The 20,102-nt window shown below is 44.2% G+C and carries 22 protein-coding genes and 1 tRNA gene; 4 read left to right on the top strand and 19 right to left on the bottom strand.

Translation table 11 applies throughout. From position 1 onward, the window contains the following. Window positions 1-18: 18 nt before the first annotated feature. The 5 genes from B7360_RS17675 to B7360_RS17655 are packed head-to-tail and all read right to left on the bottom strand — an operon-like array spanning window position 19 to window position 2,969. Entirely contained in the window at window positions 19-573 is a 555-nt protein-coding gene (locus B7360_RS17675) for a DUF6162 family protein (RefSeq protein ID WP_006741227.1), read from the bottom strand. Continuing rightward, window positions 570-890: a hypothetical protein gene (locus B7360_RS17670; protein ID WP_046873904.1), complete on the bottom strand. Its 321-nt coding sequence runs from the start codon at window positions 888-890 to the stop codon at window positions 570-572. The genes B7360_RS17675 and B7360_RS17670 overlap by 4 nt, the downstream gene beginning before the upstream one ends. 42 nt (window positions 891-932) lie before the next feature. After that, window positions 933-1,763 (bottom strand): DUF4198 domain-containing protein, encoded by an 831-nt coding sequence (locus B7360_RS17665; protein ID WP_006741225.1) that lies wholly within the window; start codon window positions 1,761-1,763, stop codon window positions 933-935. A gap of 15 nt (window positions 1,764-1,778) precedes the next feature. Beyond that, window positions 1,779-2,318: a DUF2271 domain-containing protein gene (locus B7360_RS17660; protein ID WP_006741224.1), complete on the bottom strand. Its 540-nt coding sequence runs from the start codon at window positions 2,316-2,318 to the stop codon at window positions 1,779-1,781. 21 nt (window positions 2,319-2,339) lie between these two features. Continuing rightward, the gene (locus B7360_RS17655) at window positions 2,340-2,969 is read right to left on the bottom strand and encodes a PepSY-associated TM helix domain-containing protein (protein WP_085344263.1); all 630 of its coding nucleotides are present in this window, start codon (window positions 2,967-2,969) and stop codon (window positions 2,340-2,342) included. Window positions 2,970-3,348: 379 nt separating this feature from the next. Between B7360_RS17655 and B7360_RS17650 the strand changes: the two genes are divergently transcribed. After that, window positions 3,349-3,837 (top strand): hypothetical protein, encoded by a 489-nt coding sequence (locus B7360_RS17650; protein WP_085344206.1) that lies wholly within the window; start codon window positions 3,349-3,351, stop codon window positions 3,835-3,837. A gap of 67 nt (window positions 3,838-3,904) precedes the next feature. On the opposite strand, the gene B7360_RS17645 is transcribed toward B7360_RS17650, so the two are convergent. The 10 genes from B7360_RS17645 to B7360_RS17600 all read right to left on the bottom strand — a co-directional run bounded on the left by B7360_RS17645 (window position 3,905) and on the right by B7360_RS17600 (window position 14,302). Further along, window positions 3,905-5,077 (bottom strand): hypothetical protein, encoded by a 1,173-nt coding sequence (locus tag B7360_RS17645; RefSeq protein WP_085344204.1) that lies wholly within the window; start codon window positions 5,075-5,077, stop codon window positions 3,905-3,907. Further along, window positions 5,074-5,694, bottom strand: a complete 621-nt coding sequence (locus tag B7360_RS17640) for an energy transducer TonB (RefSeq protein ID WP_085344202.1) — start codon at window positions 5,692-5,694, stop codon at window positions 5,074-5,076. The genes B7360_RS17645 and B7360_RS17640 overlap by 4 nt, the downstream gene beginning before the upstream one ends. Then, window positions 5,694-6,098, bottom strand: a complete 405-nt coding sequence (locus tag B7360_RS17635) for a biopolymer transporter ExbD (RefSeq protein WP_005374257.1) — start codon at window positions 6,096-6,098, stop codon at window positions 5,694-5,696. Before B7360_RS17635 ends, B7360_RS17640 begins: the two co-directional genes overlap by 1 nt. After that, window positions 6,095-6,649: a MotA/TolQ/ExbB proton channel family protein gene (locus tag B7360_RS17630; protein ID WP_005393540.1), complete on the bottom strand. Its 555-nt coding sequence runs from the start codon at window positions 6,647-6,649 to the stop codon at window positions 6,095-6,097. Before B7360_RS17630 ends, B7360_RS17635 begins: the two co-directional genes overlap by 4 nt. After that, entirely contained in the window at window positions 6,649-8,016 is a 1,368-nt protein-coding gene (locus tag B7360_RS17625) for a MotA/TolQ/ExbB proton channel family protein (protein WP_085344200.1), read from the bottom strand. The genes B7360_RS17630 and B7360_RS17625 overlap by 1 nt, the downstream gene beginning before the upstream one ends. Beyond that, window positions 8,017-8,784: a DUF3450 domain-containing protein gene (locus B7360_RS17620; protein ID WP_085344198.1), complete on the bottom strand. Its 768-nt coding sequence runs from the start codon at window positions 8,782-8,784 to the stop codon at window positions 8,017-8,019. It abuts the gene before it with no gap. 74 nt (window positions 8,785-8,858) lie between these two features. Beyond that, a complete protein-coding gene (locus B7360_RS17615) occupies window positions 8,859-10,955 on the bottom strand; it encodes a TonB-dependent siderophore receptor (protein ID WP_085344197.1) in 2,097 nt (698 codons plus the stop codon). Between the two features lie 207 nt (window positions 10,956-11,162). Beyond that, the gene (locus B7360_RS17610) at window positions 11,163-12,536 is read right to left on the bottom strand and encodes a sensor histidine kinase (protein WP_085344196.1); all 1,374 of its coding nucleotides are present in this window, start codon (window positions 12,534-12,536) and stop codon (window positions 11,163-11,165) included. Beyond that, window positions 12,536-13,201: a response regulator transcription factor gene (locus B7360_RS17605; protein ID WP_046873911.1), complete on the bottom strand. Its 666-nt coding sequence runs from the start codon at window positions 13,199-13,201 to the stop codon at window positions 12,536-12,538. Before B7360_RS17605 ends, B7360_RS17610 begins: the two co-directional genes overlap by 1 nt. Before the next feature lie 147 nt (window positions 13,202-13,348). Then, window positions 13,349-14,302 carry an L-lactate dehydrogenase gene (locus tag B7360_RS17600; protein ID WP_085344194.1) on the bottom strand — a complete coding sequence of 318 codons (954 nt, stop codon included), beginning with the start codon at window positions 14,300-14,302 and terminating at the stop codon, window positions 13,349-13,351. Window positions 14,303-14,541: 239 nt separating this feature from the next. Between B7360_RS17600 and B7360_RS17595 the strand changes: the two genes are divergently transcribed. Further along, window positions 14,542-15,252: a glycerophosphodiester phosphodiesterase family protein gene (locus tag B7360_RS17595; RefSeq protein ID WP_048625142.1), complete on the top strand. Its 711-nt coding sequence runs from the start codon at window positions 14,542-14,544 to the stop codon at window positions 15,250-15,252. 35 nt (window positions 15,253-15,287) lie between these two features. On the opposite strand, the gene B7360_RS17590 is transcribed toward B7360_RS17595, so the two are convergent. Further along, a complete protein-coding gene (locus B7360_RS17590) occupies window positions 15,288-15,770 on the bottom strand; it encodes a murein L,D-transpeptidase family protein (RefSeq protein ID WP_031780347.1) in 483 nt (160 codons plus the stop codon). A 289-nt stretch (window positions 15,771-16,059) separates the two neighbouring features. Between B7360_RS17590 and B7360_RS17585 the strand changes: the two genes are divergently transcribed. Together B7360_RS17585 and B7360_RS17580 are read left to right on the top strand one after the other, a co-directional pair. Then, window positions 16,060-17,055, top strand: coding sequence for a 2-hydroxyacid dehydrogenase (locus B7360_RS17585; RefSeq protein WP_005393523.1), 996 nt, complete (start codon window positions 16,060-16,062; stop codon window positions 17,053-17,055). 85 nt (window positions 17,056-17,140) lie between these two features. Further along, window positions 17,141-17,497, top strand: a complete 357-nt coding sequence (locus tag B7360_RS17580) for a YibL family ribosome-associated protein (protein ID WP_005374274.1) — start codon at window positions 17,141-17,143, stop codon at window positions 17,495-17,497. 156 nt (window positions 17,498-17,653) lie between these two features. Here B7360_RS17580 and B7360_RS17575 read toward each other — a convergent pair whose 3' ends face one another. From B7360_RS17575 to B7360_RS17565, 3 genes are all read right to left on the bottom strand, one after another. Beyond that, window positions 17,654-18,685: a cytosolic protein gene (locus tag B7360_RS17575; protein WP_085344193.1), complete on the bottom strand. Its 1,032-nt coding sequence runs from the start codon at window positions 18,683-18,685 to the stop codon at window positions 17,654-17,656. A 103-nt stretch (window positions 18,686-18,788) separates the two neighbouring features. Continuing rightward, window positions 18,789-19,550, bottom strand: a complete 762-nt coding sequence (locus tag B7360_RS17570) for a cytosolic protein (RefSeq protein WP_085344191.1) — start codon at window positions 19,548-19,550, stop codon at window positions 18,789-18,791. Window positions 19,551-19,826: 276 nt separating this feature from the next. Next, window positions 19,827-19,917, bottom strand: a tRNA-Ser gene (locus tag B7360_RS17565). Window positions 19,918-20,102: the final 185 nt, after the last annotated feature.

Here is a 20,102-nt window from a genome sequence, read left to right as displayed (position 1 = left end):
CTTATCAATTATGTTGTCTTAATGGGCGTGAGAATGGGAAGAAGAGGAATCTGACAGAACGATTTGTTGCCAGCCATGCTGGCGGCGTTTTGCTAGATCGCTTAGTACCTCCGCATTTAACGATCGGCTAGAATCACTAAACCAAATATCAGCTTGAGAGCCACGGCTATCCAGAAGCATAGAGGCAGAACCTTGGGCATTTTTCTTCATGCCAATGTAGACTCCGTCATCGATTCGTTTCCACTGATGAGACCCTTTGCGCTTCCAATTTTGGTCTTTTACGAATGGAGCAATCCAAAGCGCCTCCATGTCAGAGACCTCAGGCCAAGTTCCAGTTTCTAGCTGCAAATCACGAATCTCTTCATGAGCAAGCTTAAGTTCAGCGATCAAACCCAACTCGTTTTGATGTAAGTCCGTGATTAAAACTTGATGAGCCTGTATGTCTGACTTTTCAGTCGCAACCTGATGGTAGGGCATAAGTATGGCTGCAAAACCGAGAATCGCTGCGATAGTCAGTGCGACCCACTTTCCTTCTCGGTTACCATCATCGGGACGAACTTTCTGTACACTCATTTCTCTTTCAGCTCAACGATATCCACTTCCACCGGGCTTTCATGTCCGGCATCAAATACCAAATAGAAATCTGTTTCAGGGTGAGTAAATTCTGCGATGGAACGCTTATCTGTTTTCTCTTTGGCGATCAGATTGTCGTCGTAATCGTACATTTCGACATCGTAGTCGACCGCTGTCGATCCATCCGAGTAGCCCGCTTCACAAATCACTTTATCTTGCGCCAAGTGACAACTCATCAGAGGGAAGTGTGCAGCAGCGTGAAAAGAAGCAAATCCAGAAAAAAGCAAAGCAGCTTTTAGAAGAGAAGTGTTATTCATGATGATTCCAAAATGGCCCAGCGATTGCTGAGCCTAATTCGATTAGTTAAGTTGAGTTTCAAACGTAAGGTGAACATTGGCACTCGCTTTATCCGCCAATGGATTATCTTTTAATTCACCTTTGTAGTTCGCTTTCATTAAGTAGCGCCCTGCGACCTCTGGCGTGAAGATCACTTTGCCATCTTTATCGCTCACCACATCGATTTGTTCTTGATGATTTCGGTACATGGTGCCTTCTCGTGTAATCTCCGCTGTGACGCCCTCTTGTGGCTCACCATTGAAGAAAAACTGGAAAGTGACTGGTTCACCTTCAATGATGTCCGATGGATGCGTGACCGGCTTCATCTCCAGCATTTTGCCTTCAATCTCCAACGCTTTGTCCGTTGGCATACCAACCGTGATGTAGCTTTCTGCTCGGGTGTAGCTTAGTTGAGTAACCACATCACGTGCTTGCTCGGGAAGCACATCACCACGCTCAGCTTTGTTTGCTCGCGCCCACTTCACCGTATCACGACGACCCGCTTTGTATTGGGTGTAGTAACTCGGCTGATTATTGATCGCGACTTTGTGCGTACCTTCTTCCGTAAAAAAGAAATCAAACATAGAACGACGTTTGCCACGAACAACAAAGTTAGGACGCTCAGAACGGCCATCCGGCATCACCACGAACGCTTGGTCACTACCCGCAGGCTTATCAAAAACAAACGTTCCGTGAGAAGCAGTAACATCAAATGTCAGCCAGTCACCGCCTTCTTTTGAAACCGTAAAGTGAGAAGGCAGAACCCAACGTGGATGCGCTTGTGCGGTGGTTGTTGCAGCCAATCCCATTGCCATTACACTCGCCAATGCCACTGCTTTGATTTTGGTTTTCATTGTTGTGTCCTTTAATCACTTAACTTGATAATTGACGGTGATGACACCCGTCTCTTGTGTTGGTTTAAGCTCATAGCGCACTTCACTGTCCGCTAGCGTTATTTTTTGACGTAAGTAGTTTCGCCCACCATGTTCACGAACGACTTCGACGTACAACGTGTAATTTCCTTGCTCCAAACGCTTTCCTGCATCATTGGTTCCGTCCCAGACAAAACGGTACTGTCCAGCAGGGCGCGTTGCAGACGTCACCGCATCAACAAGTTCACGATCATAACGACCCGCTTTTCTCCACCAGCTGCGCAGGTCTTTTAGCCATTCGTCTTTTCCTACCCATAGCTGAATGGTTTTAACCGGTTTACGCTGGTCATTTTCAACCCACACCGCCACATAAGGGCGTGCGTACATTGAAGTGTCTATCTTTGGAAGTTCGAATTCGAAATCGATCTTCGCGTTATCTGGTAGAGGAGCAGCAGAAAGAGAGAAAGGAGCAAAAGCCGCGATCAAAGCGGCTTTACAAAAGTGATTACGGCGGAAAAATCTTCCTGTGTTCAACATAAGTGTTCTCTAAAAAAGCTGTTATGGAACAGCAACAAAATAAATCACGAGCGACAGTAACGTACCAAAGCTCATCCATTGCATTGACGTTCTAAGCGTCTTCTTCTTAGGCAGTAATAAGCACACACCTGTTAGAACAAAAAACACCATCAAAAGCGCAGTGACGTCGATAAACCACTTCCAAATCCCACCACTGTTGCGGCCTTTATGTAGATCGTTCAACAACGCAACAATACCGTAGTGCGTCGTTTCAACCTCTGCCGCACCGGTGGTCATATCGATAAAGACCGTAGCGTTATAACCTGGGCCTTTAAAATCCATAGACAGCTCTCCAAGTAACAACTCACCTTGCTCAACTTCGGTATACACATCTAGTGCGGAGGGAGTGCCGCGAAGCTCGGTTTCTTTAGTCAAGAAAGCCACCAGCCCTTCACGATTTGGTTGAAAGGTATCTGAATGTGAGAATAGAACTGAGTGCGGAACCGTCAGAGTATGTTGTTGAATGATAGGTTCACGGCGTTCAAATAATTCGGGGCGATTGAGGGTAATTCCAGTTATTGCAAAAAACAGCGTAACTAAGAGAAGAGCCATCGAAATATAGATATGTAGGCGGCGAGCCCAAGTTTGAACACCTTTGCTTTTAAGCAGCATAGAAACAATCATCACCAATAAATGTGGGGCATAATTTAGGTGATAATCATTCGTATTGGCATTTAATTTACATTGTTTACTTTTTCAATTCAGCTTGGCTGGCGCATGTTGTAACTATTTGCGCCAATATGAGTGACCAATTGCCTACCCTCTAGATAATAACCCTATTAATTTTAATGACTCAAAATTTAATGATATTTCCAATACTAAAAAGTGGGATAGACTCCACCAAAATGCGCCTTTATGTATATTTAATGAAAAGCTTAAAAGCTATCGATAAGCTAGATTAAAAAGGTAAGCTAAGAAGTTAGTGTAGGGTTAGATAGAGAAGATTTTCTGATGCTAGCCAAACGTTATGGTGCAGTTCAGAAGGAAAAATATGAACAAGAATGTTGGAATAATTCTCTTATCACTTTTCTCAAGTGTCACTTTCGCAAGTGAAAAGTTTGAAGCCAGTTTGTTTAACAACGTAAGCCAATCTATCGATAATTATGGTGCTAAGATAAAGCTGTGCGAATCTATGGCAGACCAGAATACACCTGACAAACGAACCCTAGAGTACTCAAAGAAGCATATAGAAGCATTTACTCCTGTTCTGCCGTTTTTAAGCGAGAAAGCTTTTGAGGCTTGTGTATTAAAAGAGAAGCAAGAACTAGCGTATTGTCTATTAATAGCAAAAAATAACGCTTCAAGAACTTCAACATTAAAGCTTGTAGAATCGACTGAAAGCCTTACTTTTCATATCGAATCTACATCGAGAGAAAAGTTTGAAACACTAAGCAAAGTGCATCAAGAATATATAGAGAAAAGCCCTTTTTTCTCCCGACCATTTGATGCGTTAGCCTTTTATGAAAAGCTCATACAGTAAATAGCCTTTATGACTTTAGACAAAAAAATACCCGAGGCTGAGCTCGGGTATTTAATAAAAGTGTTCGCTATGAGTTCTGCGTCGATTCTACTTTGCGTAGCTGTGATAGATACTTAACCCAACTTTTTGCCTGATTCGACGGTTTAATCTCATTCGCTCTTTTGGCATTAGCGAGCGCATCGTCAAACCGCTTAAGTTTGTAGTAAGCGCGAGTTTTGATAAGTGCGACATCCGCCTTACGACCACTGACCTTATCGAGCGCGGCAAGGGCATCTTTATAGTGGCCTTCTTGCACCAATAATTGAGAATAGTTCCAGTAATACTGTCGGTCTAACTGAGCAGCAACACGCCAACTATCGATAGACTCTTCCCACTCTTTTGCCATTTGCCAATACGTCGCTTGCTGAGCTTTCAGTTTACTATTCGAGTTTACATCCTCTAGCTCGTTCATCACCAACGCAGCTCTCTCAGGAATACCTCGTTTCGCGTACAATTGTGCCAGCAGCTTTAAGTCATCTTGGCTAAGTTGTAACCCTTTCAGTTTTGCCAACGCCAAAGAGTCCAGAGCACGTTTGTTGTCATCAACACGCAGGTAAAGAGCAACAAGCTGACGCCACCATTCAATTCGCTCAGGTTCAATCGCGATCAAGCGTTTGATGGTCGAGGTTGCCGGCTTCCACTTTTTCAGTTCTAGCTCAGCAGAAAGCTTTATCGACAATGCGCCAAGCTTGTCTGGCTGACCAAACTTCTCATAACGAGCCATTGCTGAAAGCACTTTCTGCCACTGACTCAGTTGATAATGAGATTGGGAAATACGCAGCCATAGCTCATGCGCTTTTTGACCTTTAGGAATGTTTTTGCTCAAGGCATAGTAATGAGGTAACGCCTTAGAAAAGCGTTGCTCGTTCAGCAGTATATCTGCCAACATTTTTCGGGTTTGCCATGCTTGCTCATCTTGTAGCAAACCACTATTGACTGCCAACTCAAGTTGCTCAATTGCTGCTTGAGTTTGCTCGTTCTGCCAGTAAAAAATACCCAACATTCGAGCGACATAAGCTTGGTCATATCCACGAGAAAGCTCCATAGCTTCAAGAGATGAAATTGCTTCTTTTAGTTTCTCCTCTTGAGCCAAGTTGTGTGCTCGTTGAACTCTCGCGGCAGTGTATTGGCTTAACTCACTGGCAATGGTTGAAAGTGCACTCAGGCTTAATACCGTACTGATTAAGAATTTTTTCATCATTTGGCTAACTTGAACTCCACTTTAGCGGTTTGTCCATACTGCTCAATTGACACACCATCCTCAACTTTTGGCTGATACTTCCATTTTTTAAGCGCACGGATTGCTTCCCTTTCGAACATACGCTGTGGCTCAGCCTCGATCACTTCAATATCTTTTGGTCGTCCTGTTGCATCGATCGTGAAACGCATAATGACATAGCCTTCAACTCTACGTTTCAGCGCCTTACTTGGATAGCGAGGATCAACACGATACAACGGCAGTGCTTGTTGGTTGCCCATTGTTCCCTTCAAGTTTGGCGCACTGATCGCGATACCTTCAAGGGCAGTGTTCAAACCTAAAGCACTGACTGGCGTCATCTGGCTCATTGGCTCCATTTGAGTGTCAGCTTGAGACAGATCCATTGGCTCCGGCGATTGGGGTGGTTCTGGTTGCTCCGGCACTGAACGTTGACGACGCTGCACGTCTGCTTCATTCTCTACCATCACCATATCAAAACGAACCGCTTCCGAAGCTTCTGGTGCACGCTGGTTGCCTTTATCAACCATCCACGCCATAAAGCTAAACAGGCTCACAGAAATTAACAATGATGCTGGTAGTGCAAGTAACAGCCTGCCCATTAAGGTTTCTCCGCCGCCAATGCGATGTTTTTCACGCCCGCCGCTTTTGCAGCGTCCATCACTTTCACGACAGTGCCATTGTAAGCATGCTCGTCAGCTTGGATAACTAACGAGGCATCAGGCTGATCAAGTAACAGGTGCTCAATAGAGGCCTCAACACGCTCAATATCAACCACTCGTTTGTCGATGTACACGTCATTTGCTGCCGTTACCGCGATAAAAATGCCCGCATCTTTTTGGCTTACCACATTAGAAGCCTGAGGGCGGTTCACTTCTACACCGGATTCACGTACAAACGAACTGGTCACAATGAAGAAGATCAACATGATGAAGACGATATCAAGCATCGACGTTAAATCGACTTGAGCTTCATCTTGTTGGTTAGGTCTGCGTCCGAGTCTCACTTTTGACTCCTTAAAGATTGTTCTAACTGGATAGCTTTTCGTTCACACACTTTGCTAAGGCGAGCATGAATAAACATGCCCGCAAGCGCTGCTACCATACCCGCCATGGTTGGCAGCGTAGCAAGTGAGATACCAGAAGCCATCAATTTTGGATTGCTGCTGCCTTGCGATGCCATTACGTCAAACACCGTAATCATACCCGTCACCGTCCCTAACAACCCTAACATTGGGCAAACCGCCACAAGTAGCTTAATGGTCGATAGGTTTTGGCGCAGTTCGATTTGCGCTTTTGCAATCCATCCTTCACGGATTTGATGTGCGTACCAAGAGTGGTGCTCTGATCTTTCTTGCCACTGCTCACAAAGCTGTTTCTTTACCCCAGGAAAAACTGTTGTGAGATAAATAACTCGCTCCATGACCAACAGCCAGCACACCGCCACGACGGCAGCTAACCACCATAGGATTTGACCACCTTGTTGCATAAAGCTCATCAAGGTTGTGGCCCAATCCTCACTGATCAAACCCAATGTGTTGAGTAGGATCTGCTCCATTACGCTGCGTTCTCCGCTAAGGTGTTAGAGTGACTTTTGTTGCTCGGCATATCACGCTCAGCTTGTTCTGCAACTAAACCGATGCCTTGCTTTTCTAAGATACTGCGAATATTTTCTGCTTGAGAGCTCAATACGTTGTGCGCCAATAACAATGGCATGGCTGAAACAAGGCCAAGTACAGTAGTTACAAGCGCCATCGAAATACCACCCGCCATTACTTTCGGATCACCATTACCAAATTGAGTGATGACTTGGAAGGTTTCGATCATACCCGTTACCGTGCCCAGTAGACCAAGCATAGGGGCCAGCGCCGCAAGAAGCTTCAGCATCGACAACCCTTTTTCTAAGTGGGTTTGCTCATCAACAACGGCTTCCAAAAGACGTAGCTCTAACGCTTCTACGCTGCGATGCTTATCTTTCTGATACACCGCAAGCACACGACCCAAAGGGTTGTCTCCTGGCTGTGCTGGAGTTTTCAGTTGCTTCATGATTTTCTGGCGCGAAATCATCAGAGATGCACCACGTACGAGAGCAATCAATAGACCGATAGCTAATAAACCAAGGATGATTTTACCGACAACGCCGCCTGCATTTAGGCGATCAGCCAAAGTCGGTGAGTTTGCGAGCTGCTCAAGAAGAATGCCGCGTGACGGGTCAATGACAAGCGCATCAATGTCACCAGAGGAAATAGTATTCGCTGTTGGACCGCTTTCAGGCTGACGAAGATAGTTTACCGCATCTCCGCGTTGACCATTCCACTTAACGTAGCCAGTGTCATCCAGCAGCGCCATAGAACCAAGACGAACGCCATTAACCGTTTGTTCACGACCTTCGCCATTTAGCTGTGTGAAAGAGACGTTTGCCATCTCACCACTTGCTTTGATTTGTTCTTCCATGCTGCGCCACATCGCCTGAAGTTGGGTCAACGTTGGCAGTGATTTAGCCGCAACAATAGCATCGATATCTTTCTGATATGAGTTTGCATCTACACCCGTTACTGAGCTCTTGAGCTCTGACTCTAGCTCTTTTGCGTTCTGGCGAACGATGCCAAATAGCTCACCTAAGCTCCCGGTTTCTAGACGTAGCTTTTCTTCTAGCTGCGCCAGTTCCGCTTCGTTTTCACCGAAAGTAACACTTAATGAGTCCGCTTCTGCTTGAAGAGCCGCTCGCTCCGCGGCCAATTTATTCTTTATAGCCTGTAGCTCTTGCTCTGTTTTCTTAAAACCTGATTCACGCGCGACATTGTGCGATTGCTGTTGACGATTTTCTTGCTGCGCCTTTTGTAACAACGCATCACTAGCAAAAGTTGTATGAGGCATTAATGCGGCTGTCGAGATTAGTGCAACCGATAACCATTTTTTCATCATTTATTTGTCCTCCGCAGCGGTTAACGACACTGGCAGAGTTAACATACTCGGCGCGATCTGTTTATTCGCCATAGCGAACGCTTTATCTAGCTCTGATTTTTGCTCAGAACCCACTTGTTGCCATACTTGTTGTTGCTGTGACCAGCTCCAAAATGTGTCACCAGATAAGCTACGCGCTACCAAAGACAAACGCCCTAAATAGAGAATGTCCGCCTCCACAGCTTCATTGTCACCCAGGTTAATCTTGCCTTGGTAAACGCCAAGCTTGGTGCCGTAATCCATTTCAATTTGGTACGCTTCTAAAATACGACGAAACTTCTCTGCATCCGCAACATCTGCACGCGTCATCATGGAATCCAGCTTTGCAATTCGCTCCTCACGTTGCGCTTTGCGTATAGGCTTGTCGTTAGCGACGAGCACTTTTAAGCCCTCAAGCATGTGATACATCAAAGGCACGACACCTTGACGAGTTTGAGCAATCTGCTCAATTTGCTCGTTCAAGCTATCAACTTCTTGATTTTGGCTCTCAACAAGGCTTGCAAGATGATCGCGATAAATCTTCAAGTTACCGACTTCCTCTTGCAGCTGCTCAATTTCAGCTTCTAGAGTAAGTGATTTTTCTGCGCTTGCATCAATACGTTTTTGGCTTACCGCCGACGACTGGTTTGTTTTACTCTGCACAGCTTGTGCATCGTTTAAGTTCGCCGCGTGAGCGGGAATCAAAACCGATGATATCAACAGAGCGATACTTGATTTCATTAGATTCATACGAGTTATATTTCTGTGTTCCAAAAACGACCAAAGGGGAAGACTACCCTTCCCCTTTAATAATCAAATTGTTATCAGTACTTGAACTGGATTGTTGCCATGTAGTTGCGGTCTTCTCCAACCACAACCCCACTCGCACCTTTTTGCTCGCTATTCGTGCTACCGCCACCTGCGAAGTAGTCGGTATCGAATAAGTTCTCGACATTGAATCGAGCAATGATATCCAAGTTTTCATCGTACTTATGTTTGTATGACACGCCCATATCAACGCGAGCGTAGCCATCTTTCTTGAAGGTGTTCTTTGCATCACCGTAGCGATCACCTTCATAAATCAAACCGAGGTTTAAGTTAGTGTTGTCTTGAACTTTGTAGCTAGACCATAGACTTGCTGAAAACTCTGGCACATCTACAGGGCGGTTGCCTTCATATCTTTCTGCCTTCTTAAGCTCTGCATCCAAGTACATTGCAGAAGCGGTTAGCGACAATTCAGGGGTCACAAAATCTTGAGCCATTAACTCAGCACCTTTGTGAACTTGCTCACCACCTTGAGTTTTCTTATGTAGAACCTTATTACTAGCATCTTTACCACTTTCAACATCCAGCGACATGTTCTCTAATGTGATATCAAACACAGCACCTGATACAAATAAGCGCTGATCAAACAGTTCCCACTTCGTACCGATTTCATAAGAAATTCCGCGCTCTGCATCTAGCTTCTCGCCATCGTTCACGTAAGTTTTGCCACGACCACTGCTGACTTCACCTTGCGGCATAAAGCTTTCAGAGTACTGAACGTAAACCGAGCCATTCGTCGCTGGGTGGAAAATTACACCAAATTTTGGAGAAACCTGGTTTTCAGTCAGGTCATCATCACGCTTTTCGTCATAACGAACACCTGCAAGCACTTGCCAGTAATCATTAATCGTCATCATGTTTTGCGCGTAGATACCCCAAGTATCGTGCTCGCTTGTGGACTGTTTAACTTTCCCAGAGTAGCCAGGACGAGGCACTGACTGACCGGCTTCTATACTTATAGGGTTGTAATACTTTTGGAAACGGTCATAGGTATACTCTAGATAGTTCGCACCTACCAAAAACGTGTTATCTGTACCAAACAGAGAAAAGTCCGTCGTCACATCTATATATGCAGTATCAAACACCCAATTATCTTTGCGTTCGTTACCAGAATGGTCGATCTTAGTATCTTGGTCATAAGTATCGAAACCTGGGTAAGACTCTACATCAAAACGCTTAAAGTCTTGACGGTTGTAACCCGCTTTTACGTTTACATTGTCAGTCACTTGAGCATTAATATCGATACCGTAGTTTTCTACTTCGTTGTCAATCTTTGACCACTGGGCATCCCAGATGTGCTTGTCACCGCGAACCGCTTTACCATCCACAATGTAAGCACCAGAATCCACACTACCATCGTCTTTCGTGCGATCGTAATGCGCTGACACCATAAAGTTGTCGGTGATGTCGTACTCAACCACTAGGCCCGCAACCGTACGATCCGTTTCTGGCTCGGTACCATCGCCGTAGCTGCGCCAAGAGCCGTAGCTTTCTTTGGCAAAAATTGCGCGCGCGCGCAGTGTCTCTGCATCATTTAGCGCGCCACTCACATCAAGCACCGTGCGTGAGTGATCATTCGAACCTAGATCTTGACTCAAACTAGCTTGTGTTTGAGTTGTTGGTTTTTTCGAAACCATGTTTACCAAGCCACCCGGCTCAGATTTACCGTATAGCAGACCTGATGGGCCTTTAAGCACTTCAACACGCTCTAAAAGCTCAATTGGCTGGCGGTAGTGTGACCAGTGTTGACGGCCATCACGAAGAAAACCGTCTGAACTGCTAAGTTCAAAACCACGTAGAGAGAAACGTTCGCGGTTACGGCTTGTACCACCCGCGCTAACACTTGCATCGTTACGTAGCACTTCACCAAGTGTACTTGCACGCTGCTCATCAATTACCGTTTCATCGATAACCGCTACTTGTCCTGGCGTTTCCAGCTGCGTCATTTCCATGCGCATTGCTGTACTGTTTGTATCCGCCTTGTAGCCGAACTCTCGACCTTCTACAACTACATGTTCGTCTGTTTGAACGTCCGCCACTGCAGGTGTTGCTAACACCGCACCGATCACTAGCGCCAAATGGCTCTTAGTAAACATATCCTTTCACTCCGATTATTATTTTTCGGGTCACATGCTTGTTGAATGCGATTCCCTCTTAATTATTTCGCGGGTGAATATAAGTGATAAGTATTACCATTTGCATTAAATTTACATTCTTTGCATTTGCAAACTTTTGTAAAGTACTCTCTGATGACGAGCCACGATAACGTGATCAAAATCACGGTTAATAAGACTTAACCATACTTACTGCTTGAACACCAAAGTAACACTCAGACCTCCTTGTTCACGATTTTTCGCCGTAACGGATCCACCCATAATGCGCATGGATTCTTTGACAATCGCGAGACCTAAGCCGTAGCCGCCAAGCTTCTTATCTCTTGATGCATCTAAGCGAGTAAACGGGTCAAAAATATCGACCAACTTGTTCTCTGGAATACCAGGCCCATTGTCGGATACAGACATGGAAATCAATTGCTGCCCATCTTTGACATGATTAGCCAGAGAAACTTCTATCTGAGATGCTTGCCCTGAATATTTGATGGCATTTCCAACAAGGTTATTCAAACAACGAATGACGAGCGTTTCTTCGCAAAAAGCTTTGGCGCATGTTGCTTCTGAACGGAATGACAATGTTTGTTCTGGTTTTAAATCGATTTTGCACCGCTCTACTTGCGGTGCGAGCAATACCTCTAAATCACGGCGCTTCGCACCTTTGTCGAAACGCGCATTTTCCAAGCGACTGAACTCCAAGATATCGCTTATCAAATGGTTTAGCTCTTTAGCTTCGTCTTCTAGCCTGGTCACCAAGCTTTGCTCGTTCTCCCCAACTCGCTTCCGTAAAAGGTGTAGAACTAAATTCTGTCTTGCTAACGGCGTTCGGAGCTCGTGGGAGACATCTCTTATAAGCAATCGCTGCTTTTCGGCAAGAGAATGAATTTGCTGTGTCATGTGGTCGAAGTCTTGCGCCAGCTCGTTAAACTCGCGCGTATTCGATTTTAACTCTTTCACCACACTGACATTAAAGTCGCCGTTAGATAGCTTTTTGCTTGCTTCTCTTAAGCGATCAAGCGGCTGTTGTAAGTTGCGTGCCATTAGCAATGAGAACAACGCCAAAATAACTACCGCAATCACCACTTTGAGAATAGAGAAATATAAAATGAAGTCATGTGCGGGATGCAGTCGATGTGGCAGTTGAATCACCAAGCTATTATCTTTAACCAAAGGGATATGGATAATCGGGCGATTTACCTTTCCCTCAAGTTGATCATCAATACTTCTTTTAAATTGAAGTTTGAACTCGAAGTGTGGATGCATTAAACGGTGAGTGACGGGTTGCTGGTGCTCATTCAGCACAAACAGATAAAAGTTTTGCGCGTTCGCCCAGTCAGCAAGTTCATCCATGTCTCCGTGCTCAATCAGCACATTGGCTTGATGTGCAAGATCGAGCATTTCTTCTCGCACACTGTCCGGCACTTTTAGCATGGCTTTCACGAGAGCTTGCTCCGCCATTGCTTGTACGACCAAAATACTTATCACAATTGCAGTCATATAACTAAACAACTTAAACGCTAAGCTGTCTTTACGTTTCGCGATAAAAGGTGGGCACGTGAGCTTCATTAATTGTTTACAGCCTCTAGGTAGCTGTAACCTTTGCCACGGAAGGTTTTGATATGTTGCTTAGAGAGCCCTGCTTCTACTAGCTTGCGACGTATATTACTGATGTGCATATCAAGGTTGCGGTCAAAAGGGCTTAGCTCTTTCTTTAATACTTCGGTTTGGAGTTCCGCTTTTGAAATCACCACACCTTGGTTTTTGACTAAATAGCTCAGTAATTCGGCTTCCGTGCTTGTGAGTGGTAAGCTATTGAGCTGATCACTGATCGTTTGAACGGTACTGCACATCGCCTGACGTTGGCGCTCTAAACCAACACGACGAAGAATCGCTTTGATGCGCATCAGAAGCTCAGCAACATTAAAAGGCTTTCCTATGTACTGATCGGCTCCCGCTTGGTAGCCATCAAGCATCGAGTTTTCATCATTAAGAGCAGTAAGCATTAGAATAGGTGTCGCGAAGCGTTGACAGATTCTACGGGCAACTTGCATGCCGTTAAGGTTTGGTAACATGACATCAAGCAGTACAAGATCTACCGGCGTTTTTTCCATATATTGCAAAGCACTTTCACCGCAATGTACAGAAGAGACAATATAGCCCTCCTCTTGCAAAACTGCTTCTAATAGCTCACACAAAGGAACGTCATCATCCACTATCAAAACTCGAGACATTACCACTCACCATTCAAATAAAAATGGTTCGCATTCTATTACTCATTTACAAATTAAACAACTACACACCCTAGGGCTTTAGTACAAATAGCTCTATAGCAGTAAACCGGAGTGCTAAGCTAACTATCACCTGATAATGAGGGTAGATCAGGGCTTTAGCTTCGTCTCCTTAGCGACATTTTCGACGATGTGTTTTAAGTGGGCGCTGATCGTTTTTAATGTGACAAGCTCCTCTTCAGTGAAGGGATGCATCAGAACTGAATTTGCTCCGTTTTTTCCAATAACCGTAGGTAGGCTGAGAACAACATCATGCAAACCATATTGCCCCGACATCATCGTACCGACGGGCAACACCGATCGTTCGTTAATCGTCACGGCTTGAATGATCCGAAAGACACTGGCGGCAATGCCATGAACGGTGTTCTGCTTACGCCGAAAGATTTCGTATCCCGCCTGTTTCACCGCCTCAAGAAGTGCGTGCGGATCAATTCTCTCAATGTTATGGGTATCGCAGTAATAGTCGGCCGGTTGCCCAGCGATAGAAATTAAGCTCTTAGGAGTAAAGCAATGGCTACCATGCTCTCCTAATACATAACCAAACACGTTCTTCGGGTCTAGGTCTACACGGCCAGCAACAATACTCATTAAACGAGCGGTATCAACTACACAGCCACTGCTAATAACTTTACTCGGCTCAAAACCGGTGTTGGTGACAATAAAGTGCGCCACGATATCGCATGGGTTTGACACAACAATCAACACCGCATTTGGCGCTACGCGTTCTATTTGACGCGCAATATCAACTCCAATTTGAGCATTAACCTCAGCAATATCTAAACGAGTTTGTCCTTGTTTAATCTGCGTACCAGCGGTGATAACAACAAGAGAGGCTTCGAGTAAATCTAAGTAATCATCCGACGGCATAATGCGTGTGTTTTTTGAAAAAGTCAGTGCCATCGTGTGACGAAAATCAAACACTTCACCCTTGGCACGTTCTAAATTTTTATCAAGTAGAACAAGCTCACTAAAACCACCCAGAGTGAGTAAGTAATTACATACTCCCACACCAACAGCTCCTGCACCAATAACACCGATCTTCATATTTCTCTCTCCCGATAACCATGATGCACTCGCAACTACCTTGCTCTTTAAAAATGAGCGGCAGGAGAATAAAAGTCCAACTTTGGTTCATGATTCGACAGGAGTGCTTCCAACGACCTACCTTGACGAATGGGCGATTTGGCTTTTATTAAGACGATCTGACAACATGCACCTTGAGGTATATCTTCAAAGCAAAAAACGAGTACAATCTGCTCATCACAAAGCAGAAGATGAAGAACATGGAAACATTAGTAATTGGTCATCGTGGTGTTGCTGGCTCATACCCAGAAAATACAAAAGTGAGCGTTCAGGCCGCCATTGACCTCGGATTAAATTGGGTTGAAGTTGATGTACAACCGACCAAAGATAATGTTTTAGTGGTTTGCCATGATCACACCATAAATCGATGCAGTAATGGACAAGGGCGTGTCGATGAACTGACGCTGGAAGAGTTAAAGGCGTTGGATTTTGGTAGCTGGTTCAGCGCAGATTTTTCAGGTGAGAAAATCATGACATTAGATGAGCTGCTCACTTTAGCTACTGAGCACAAGCTTAACTTGAATATTGAAGTTAAGGTAGATCGCCACCCAGCAGAAGAAGTGGCACAAGCTCTCGCCAACGTACTAGCAAAAAGTCCCATGCCGCAAGAGAAGGTACTACTCTCCAGTTTTAGTCATGATGTCATTAGAGCGCTGCATAAATACTGCAATGAGTATCGATTAGGTGTATTGAGTGAATTCTTAACGAGAAAAGATAAACGCCTTTTGGAAGAAGTTAACGCCTATAGCTGCAACCTAAACATTAACTGGGTTCGCTCGCGCCAAATAAACAAACTCCAGCAGGCGGGTTACAAAGTGATGTGTTATACAGTGAACAATCCAAACAAACTGAAGTACCTACCTCAGTTAGACGGTATATTCAGTGATCATCCACAACGCTTTATGCCATAGCACATACCACCTTGAGCTTCAGAGGCACCATTTCGTTACCACTCAATCTGAATTGGTGTCCCCATCTCTACAAGCTGGATAAATTCATCCATCTCTTCATTGGTAATCGCAATACACCCATTGGTCCAATCAAAGCTTTGGATATAAATCGGCAACTGACTCTCACCGTTTTTTAAACCATGAATTTTGATGTTCCCTCCTGGGGACACACCTCGGCGCTTCGCTTCCAACGTATCAATCGCATCAGGGTAGCTAATATGCACAGAACGATAAAAAGCCGAGTCTTCTATGACGTAATCTAAGGTGTATTCGCCCTCAGGTGTACGATTGTCTCCCTCTTCTTGTTTATGCCCTTTAGGGTTCGCTCCTAAAGCAATGCGGTATTCTTTTAGTATTGTGCCTTGTTCCATTAAATACATTCGACGCTTTGACTTGTCGACTTTAACAAGATCTACAGCTGCATGGACGCTAGAAGCCAACACGCAACACAAGAACATAGAGCACCATTTCACTGACATTGCCGGAACGCCTAACCTAACTAAAGTGAACAAGAAAAGAGCGATTATGCTAGTCAGTTAGCGCCCGTAAAGCAAACAGTATCTAGGGTAGACCCTGTATTACCCCAGGAGCTAATGTGATGAACGCACAAGTGCAGAATCGTAAGATAATACTCATTGAAAGGCGTGATCGTTATCGTTGTTTGATATGGCAAAAGTTAAAGAGAAGATTTCTCTATTCATTCCGGCGAAGTTGCATTACTTTATAAGTATATTTATTTATAAAGTCCGCACTTTTTGAGAGGGAACCATGATTAATATTGCTTTTTTTAGTGCAAAATCCTACGACGAGGCCTCTTTTAATAAAATTAAAAATAACCGAGATTTTGAATTCCACTATCACGACTTCCGGCTAACCGAGAAAACCGCCAAAATGGCACATGGTTGCGATGTCGTGTGTGCTTTCGTCAATGATGACCTTTCAGCTCCCGTTCTTAAACAGCTTTCTCTAGGCGGAACTAAGCTTATTGCCATGCGCTGCGCGGGTTTTGATAAAGTGGATCAACAAGCTGCTAAAGAACTTGGCTTACAAGTAGTTCGAGTTCCAGCTTACTCACCAGAGGCGGTGGCAGAGCACACAGTCGGTTTGATGATGTGCCTAAATCGTCGCCTCCACAAAGCCTACCAACGTACACGTGACGCCAACTTCTCGCTAGAGGGCCTAGTTGGCTTTAACTTTTACGGGAAGACCGTTGGTGTTATTGGTACGGGTAAGATTGGTATCGCGACGATGCGTATCTTCAAAGGGCTTGGCATGGAACTGCTTTGCTACGACCCCTACGAAAACCCATTAGCGCTAGAAATGGGAGCCCGTTACTGTTCGCTTGAAGAAATCTACGCTAATGCGGATGTTATCTCTCTCCATTGTCCAATGAGTGAAGAAAACTATCACTTATTGAACGAAAAAGCCTTCGCACAAATGAAAGATGGTGTGATGATCATTAACACTAGTCGAGGTGAGTTGCTGGATTCACTAGCGGCGATAGAAGCCTTGAAACAAGGTAAGATTGGCGCGCTTGGTCTAGACGTGTATGACAATGAAAAAGACTTGTTCTTCCAAGATAAATCTAACGATGTCATCGTAGACGATGTTTTCCGTCGCTTATCGGCTTGTCATAACGTGCTGTTTACTGGCCACCAAGCATTCTTGACTCACGAAGCACTTAATAATATTGCCTCAGTTACGCTCGATAACGTCGAAGCCTTTTTCTCTGGTAACGTATCGGGCAATGAACTGATTAACTAAAGCCAGACAATCGAGAAGTATAGTAGAGCGTGTGATCTCAGCTATGCTATACTTCTCGACTATTTAAAATTTGAGCCAAATTACCATGAGCATAAAAACTGATATTCAAAAGCTGCACAACCGTTTAGATACATGCCAACGTAAACTTGATGCGGCACGTTCTCGTGGTGATCACGAAATGATTACAAAGTTCACGGATGAAGTAGAACAGCTAACCAAAAAGCTTAACCAGTTAAAGCATAAGCAAAACTATGAGCTGAACAAAGAACGTAAAAGCTTACTTGATATGCCATTCTCTCGTGAAATCACCAAAGCAGAACAAGCGGACATCGGCAAACTGAAAAAACGCGTACGCGGCTTAGTAATCGTTCACCCACTAACAAAAGTTGGTAAAGAGCTTCGCCTCGATGTCATGACAGGCTTTGCGCCAAAAGAGTTTTAAACTCATATTAATACTCATTGAGCCTAAGCATTTGCTTGGGCTTTTTATTTTGTACTGCTTCATTAAATTTCATCGAAATATCAACCCATAAGCTCTTAAAAAGGCCAGCAACAAAAGCCACTGACCAAATTCAAAATGCCAGTCTGCATTACTCGCCTACGACAGTTGCTGCAACTTGTGCTCCACAACGGGGTCATTCGGAACTAACTGCTGAGCCACTTCCAAAAGTTGTACTGCATCTTGCGGATTGTCATGCTCATGCTTCATCGCAATATCAACAAGTGGCTGAATATCGATTTGCGCTTGATGCTCCTTCACATGTTCTTTCTTTTCTTCAATTAGTACATTATGAGCGGTACTCAGTAAGTTTAAACGATGCTGTGAGCTCGCATTCGCCTTGTTAAGGCACTGATAGTAATCTTCTTTTAATCGCAGCGTTTTGGTCTGATGGCGAAACTGCGCTATATCTATCTTCTGATAACGTATAAAGTCTACAGCCACTTGCTTATAAAAACCGAATTTATTCAAATACGTCGCGTGGGTACCATGTCCCATACCGAAGACTCTCAAGTGAGTCAGCTCTGGGTAGCGTTTGGCGTGAAGACGGTCGATTTCATTGGTTGGATCATAAATGATGTAACCTTTTGCATCTCCAAGGTCGAGGTCGTGGTACTTTCCTTCCCAATCAAATTGTTGGGCAAGTTCAGTACTTGACCTATCATCCCATGGCACTAGCACTTTGTTTTTTGTGCTGACCGGGTGAAACATCAATACTTGATCCAACTTTAATAGATTGGAAAAAGCGCCAATAGCAAAACCACCGCGGCTAAGGCCATAACCTAAACGGCATTCAAAAGGTTCAAGTAATGTCGATAACTGCTCTAGAAAGAAAATCAAATTACGGCTGCGAAACCAGTTACTTTTCCCAAGGTGCTGAAAAGAAATAATATTTACTTTTTGTTTCTGGGCTAATCGATAGCCCCAAGGCGAAAAGTCTGAGTGTAAGTCCTGTACTTGTAGATTCGTACCAGCAGGGGAAAAGGTGAACAACAGCGGTTTATTGCGGTCGACAAACTCATACTTAACAAACACATCATCAAGTAAGTCCTCCCCGGACATCGGTAGCCTGGTTTGCTGTTCTTCACGAGAAAGAGCCAGCCATTCATCCAACCAGTACAGTAACTTCATTAATCCTCCATCTAAATTGCGCCTAGCAATTGTGTTAAAAATCTAGTTTTTAGTGTGTGATCATCTCCCCCTGGTTACAGGGGACTCTGATATCAGTCCTCTTTTAAAACAAAGCGTGAATTTGCTTATTAAATTGGTCAATATCTATGGTTTGATGACGAACAAACTCCTTCGCCACCAGATTAAAAAATTCTAATTTATCTAATTGTGTGGATTGAGTGCCGTGCCCCATACCGACGACTTTTAAATGAGTAAGTTCTGGATAACGTTCAGCATGAAGACGATCAATACGATTGGAGGGGTCATAAATAATGTAACCTTTGGCATTGCCCAAATCTCGATCATGGTAGCCGCTTTCCCAATCGAACTGTTGAGCAAGCTCAGTGCTGGGCCGATCATCCCATGGTGCTAACGCTTTATTTTTTGTGCTAACAGGATAAAACAACAAAAGATGATCCAACTTCAGTAAGTCAGCGAATGCGCCAATAGCAAAACCACCTCGGCTCTGCCCATAACCCAAACGACATTTGAAAGGCTTAAGCAACTCAGACAACTGCTCCAGAAAGAAAATCAAATTCCGGCTACGGAACCAATTGCTTTTACCTAAATGTTGAAAGGCCATAATATTTACTTGTTGTTGTATTCCGAGGTCGTAGCCCCAAGGAGAAAAACCCGGAGTTAAGTCTTGTACCTGAGCATCAGTACCGGAAGGAGAAAATGTGAACAACAATGGCTTGTTAAGATCGACGAATTCATACTTCACAAAAACATCATCAAGTAAATCGTAGCCAGAAATTGGTAAAGCAGCATTTTGCTCTTTTTGAGTAAGCGCTTGCCATTCATCTAACCAGTAAAGTAGCTTCATTTTTTCTCCAAGTACATCAGCAGTATTTAGACTGAAACTCTATCAAAATGCTTTTAAGCATCCCACGTTGAGACTTAACAAAGCTCTGCTTAAAGCCCAAATGACCTACGAAAATGTCTTCGATTGAAGATATTACTGCGTAAACTAAACCCAAAGTGAGTACGCTAAAGAACTTAGAGAAAGGGCCGGAGAAAAGCCAATTAGAAGTTTTCGATAACAGCTATAAAAAACAGTAGATACAAAAAAACCGCTGTAAGAACAGCGGTTTTTTAAAGGTGGCGGAGAGATAGGGATTTGAACCCTAGATACGCTATTAACGTATGCCGGTTTTCAAGACCGGTGCTTTCAACCACTCAGCCATCTCTCCACAAATTGTCACTAAAACTTAGTCTTATACTATCGATGCTAATTTTTAGTTTTGCCTTCAGTTATCTTAATTAAAAAGAAAACTTGAAAGCGATATTTAAAGCCTGGCGATGTCCTACTCTCACATGGGGAAGCCCCACACTACCATCGGCGCTATTTCGTTTCACTTCTGAGTTCGGCATGGAA

The organism is Vibrio sp. ArtGut-C1, assembly GCF_002105475.1.
GTDB lineage: Bacteria > Pseudomonadota > Gammaproteobacteria > Enterobacterales > Vibrionaceae > Vibrio > Vibrio diabolicus.
Note: the sequence above shows the minus strand (reverse complement) of the source record. Positions and strands in the feature narration are given on the sequence as shown.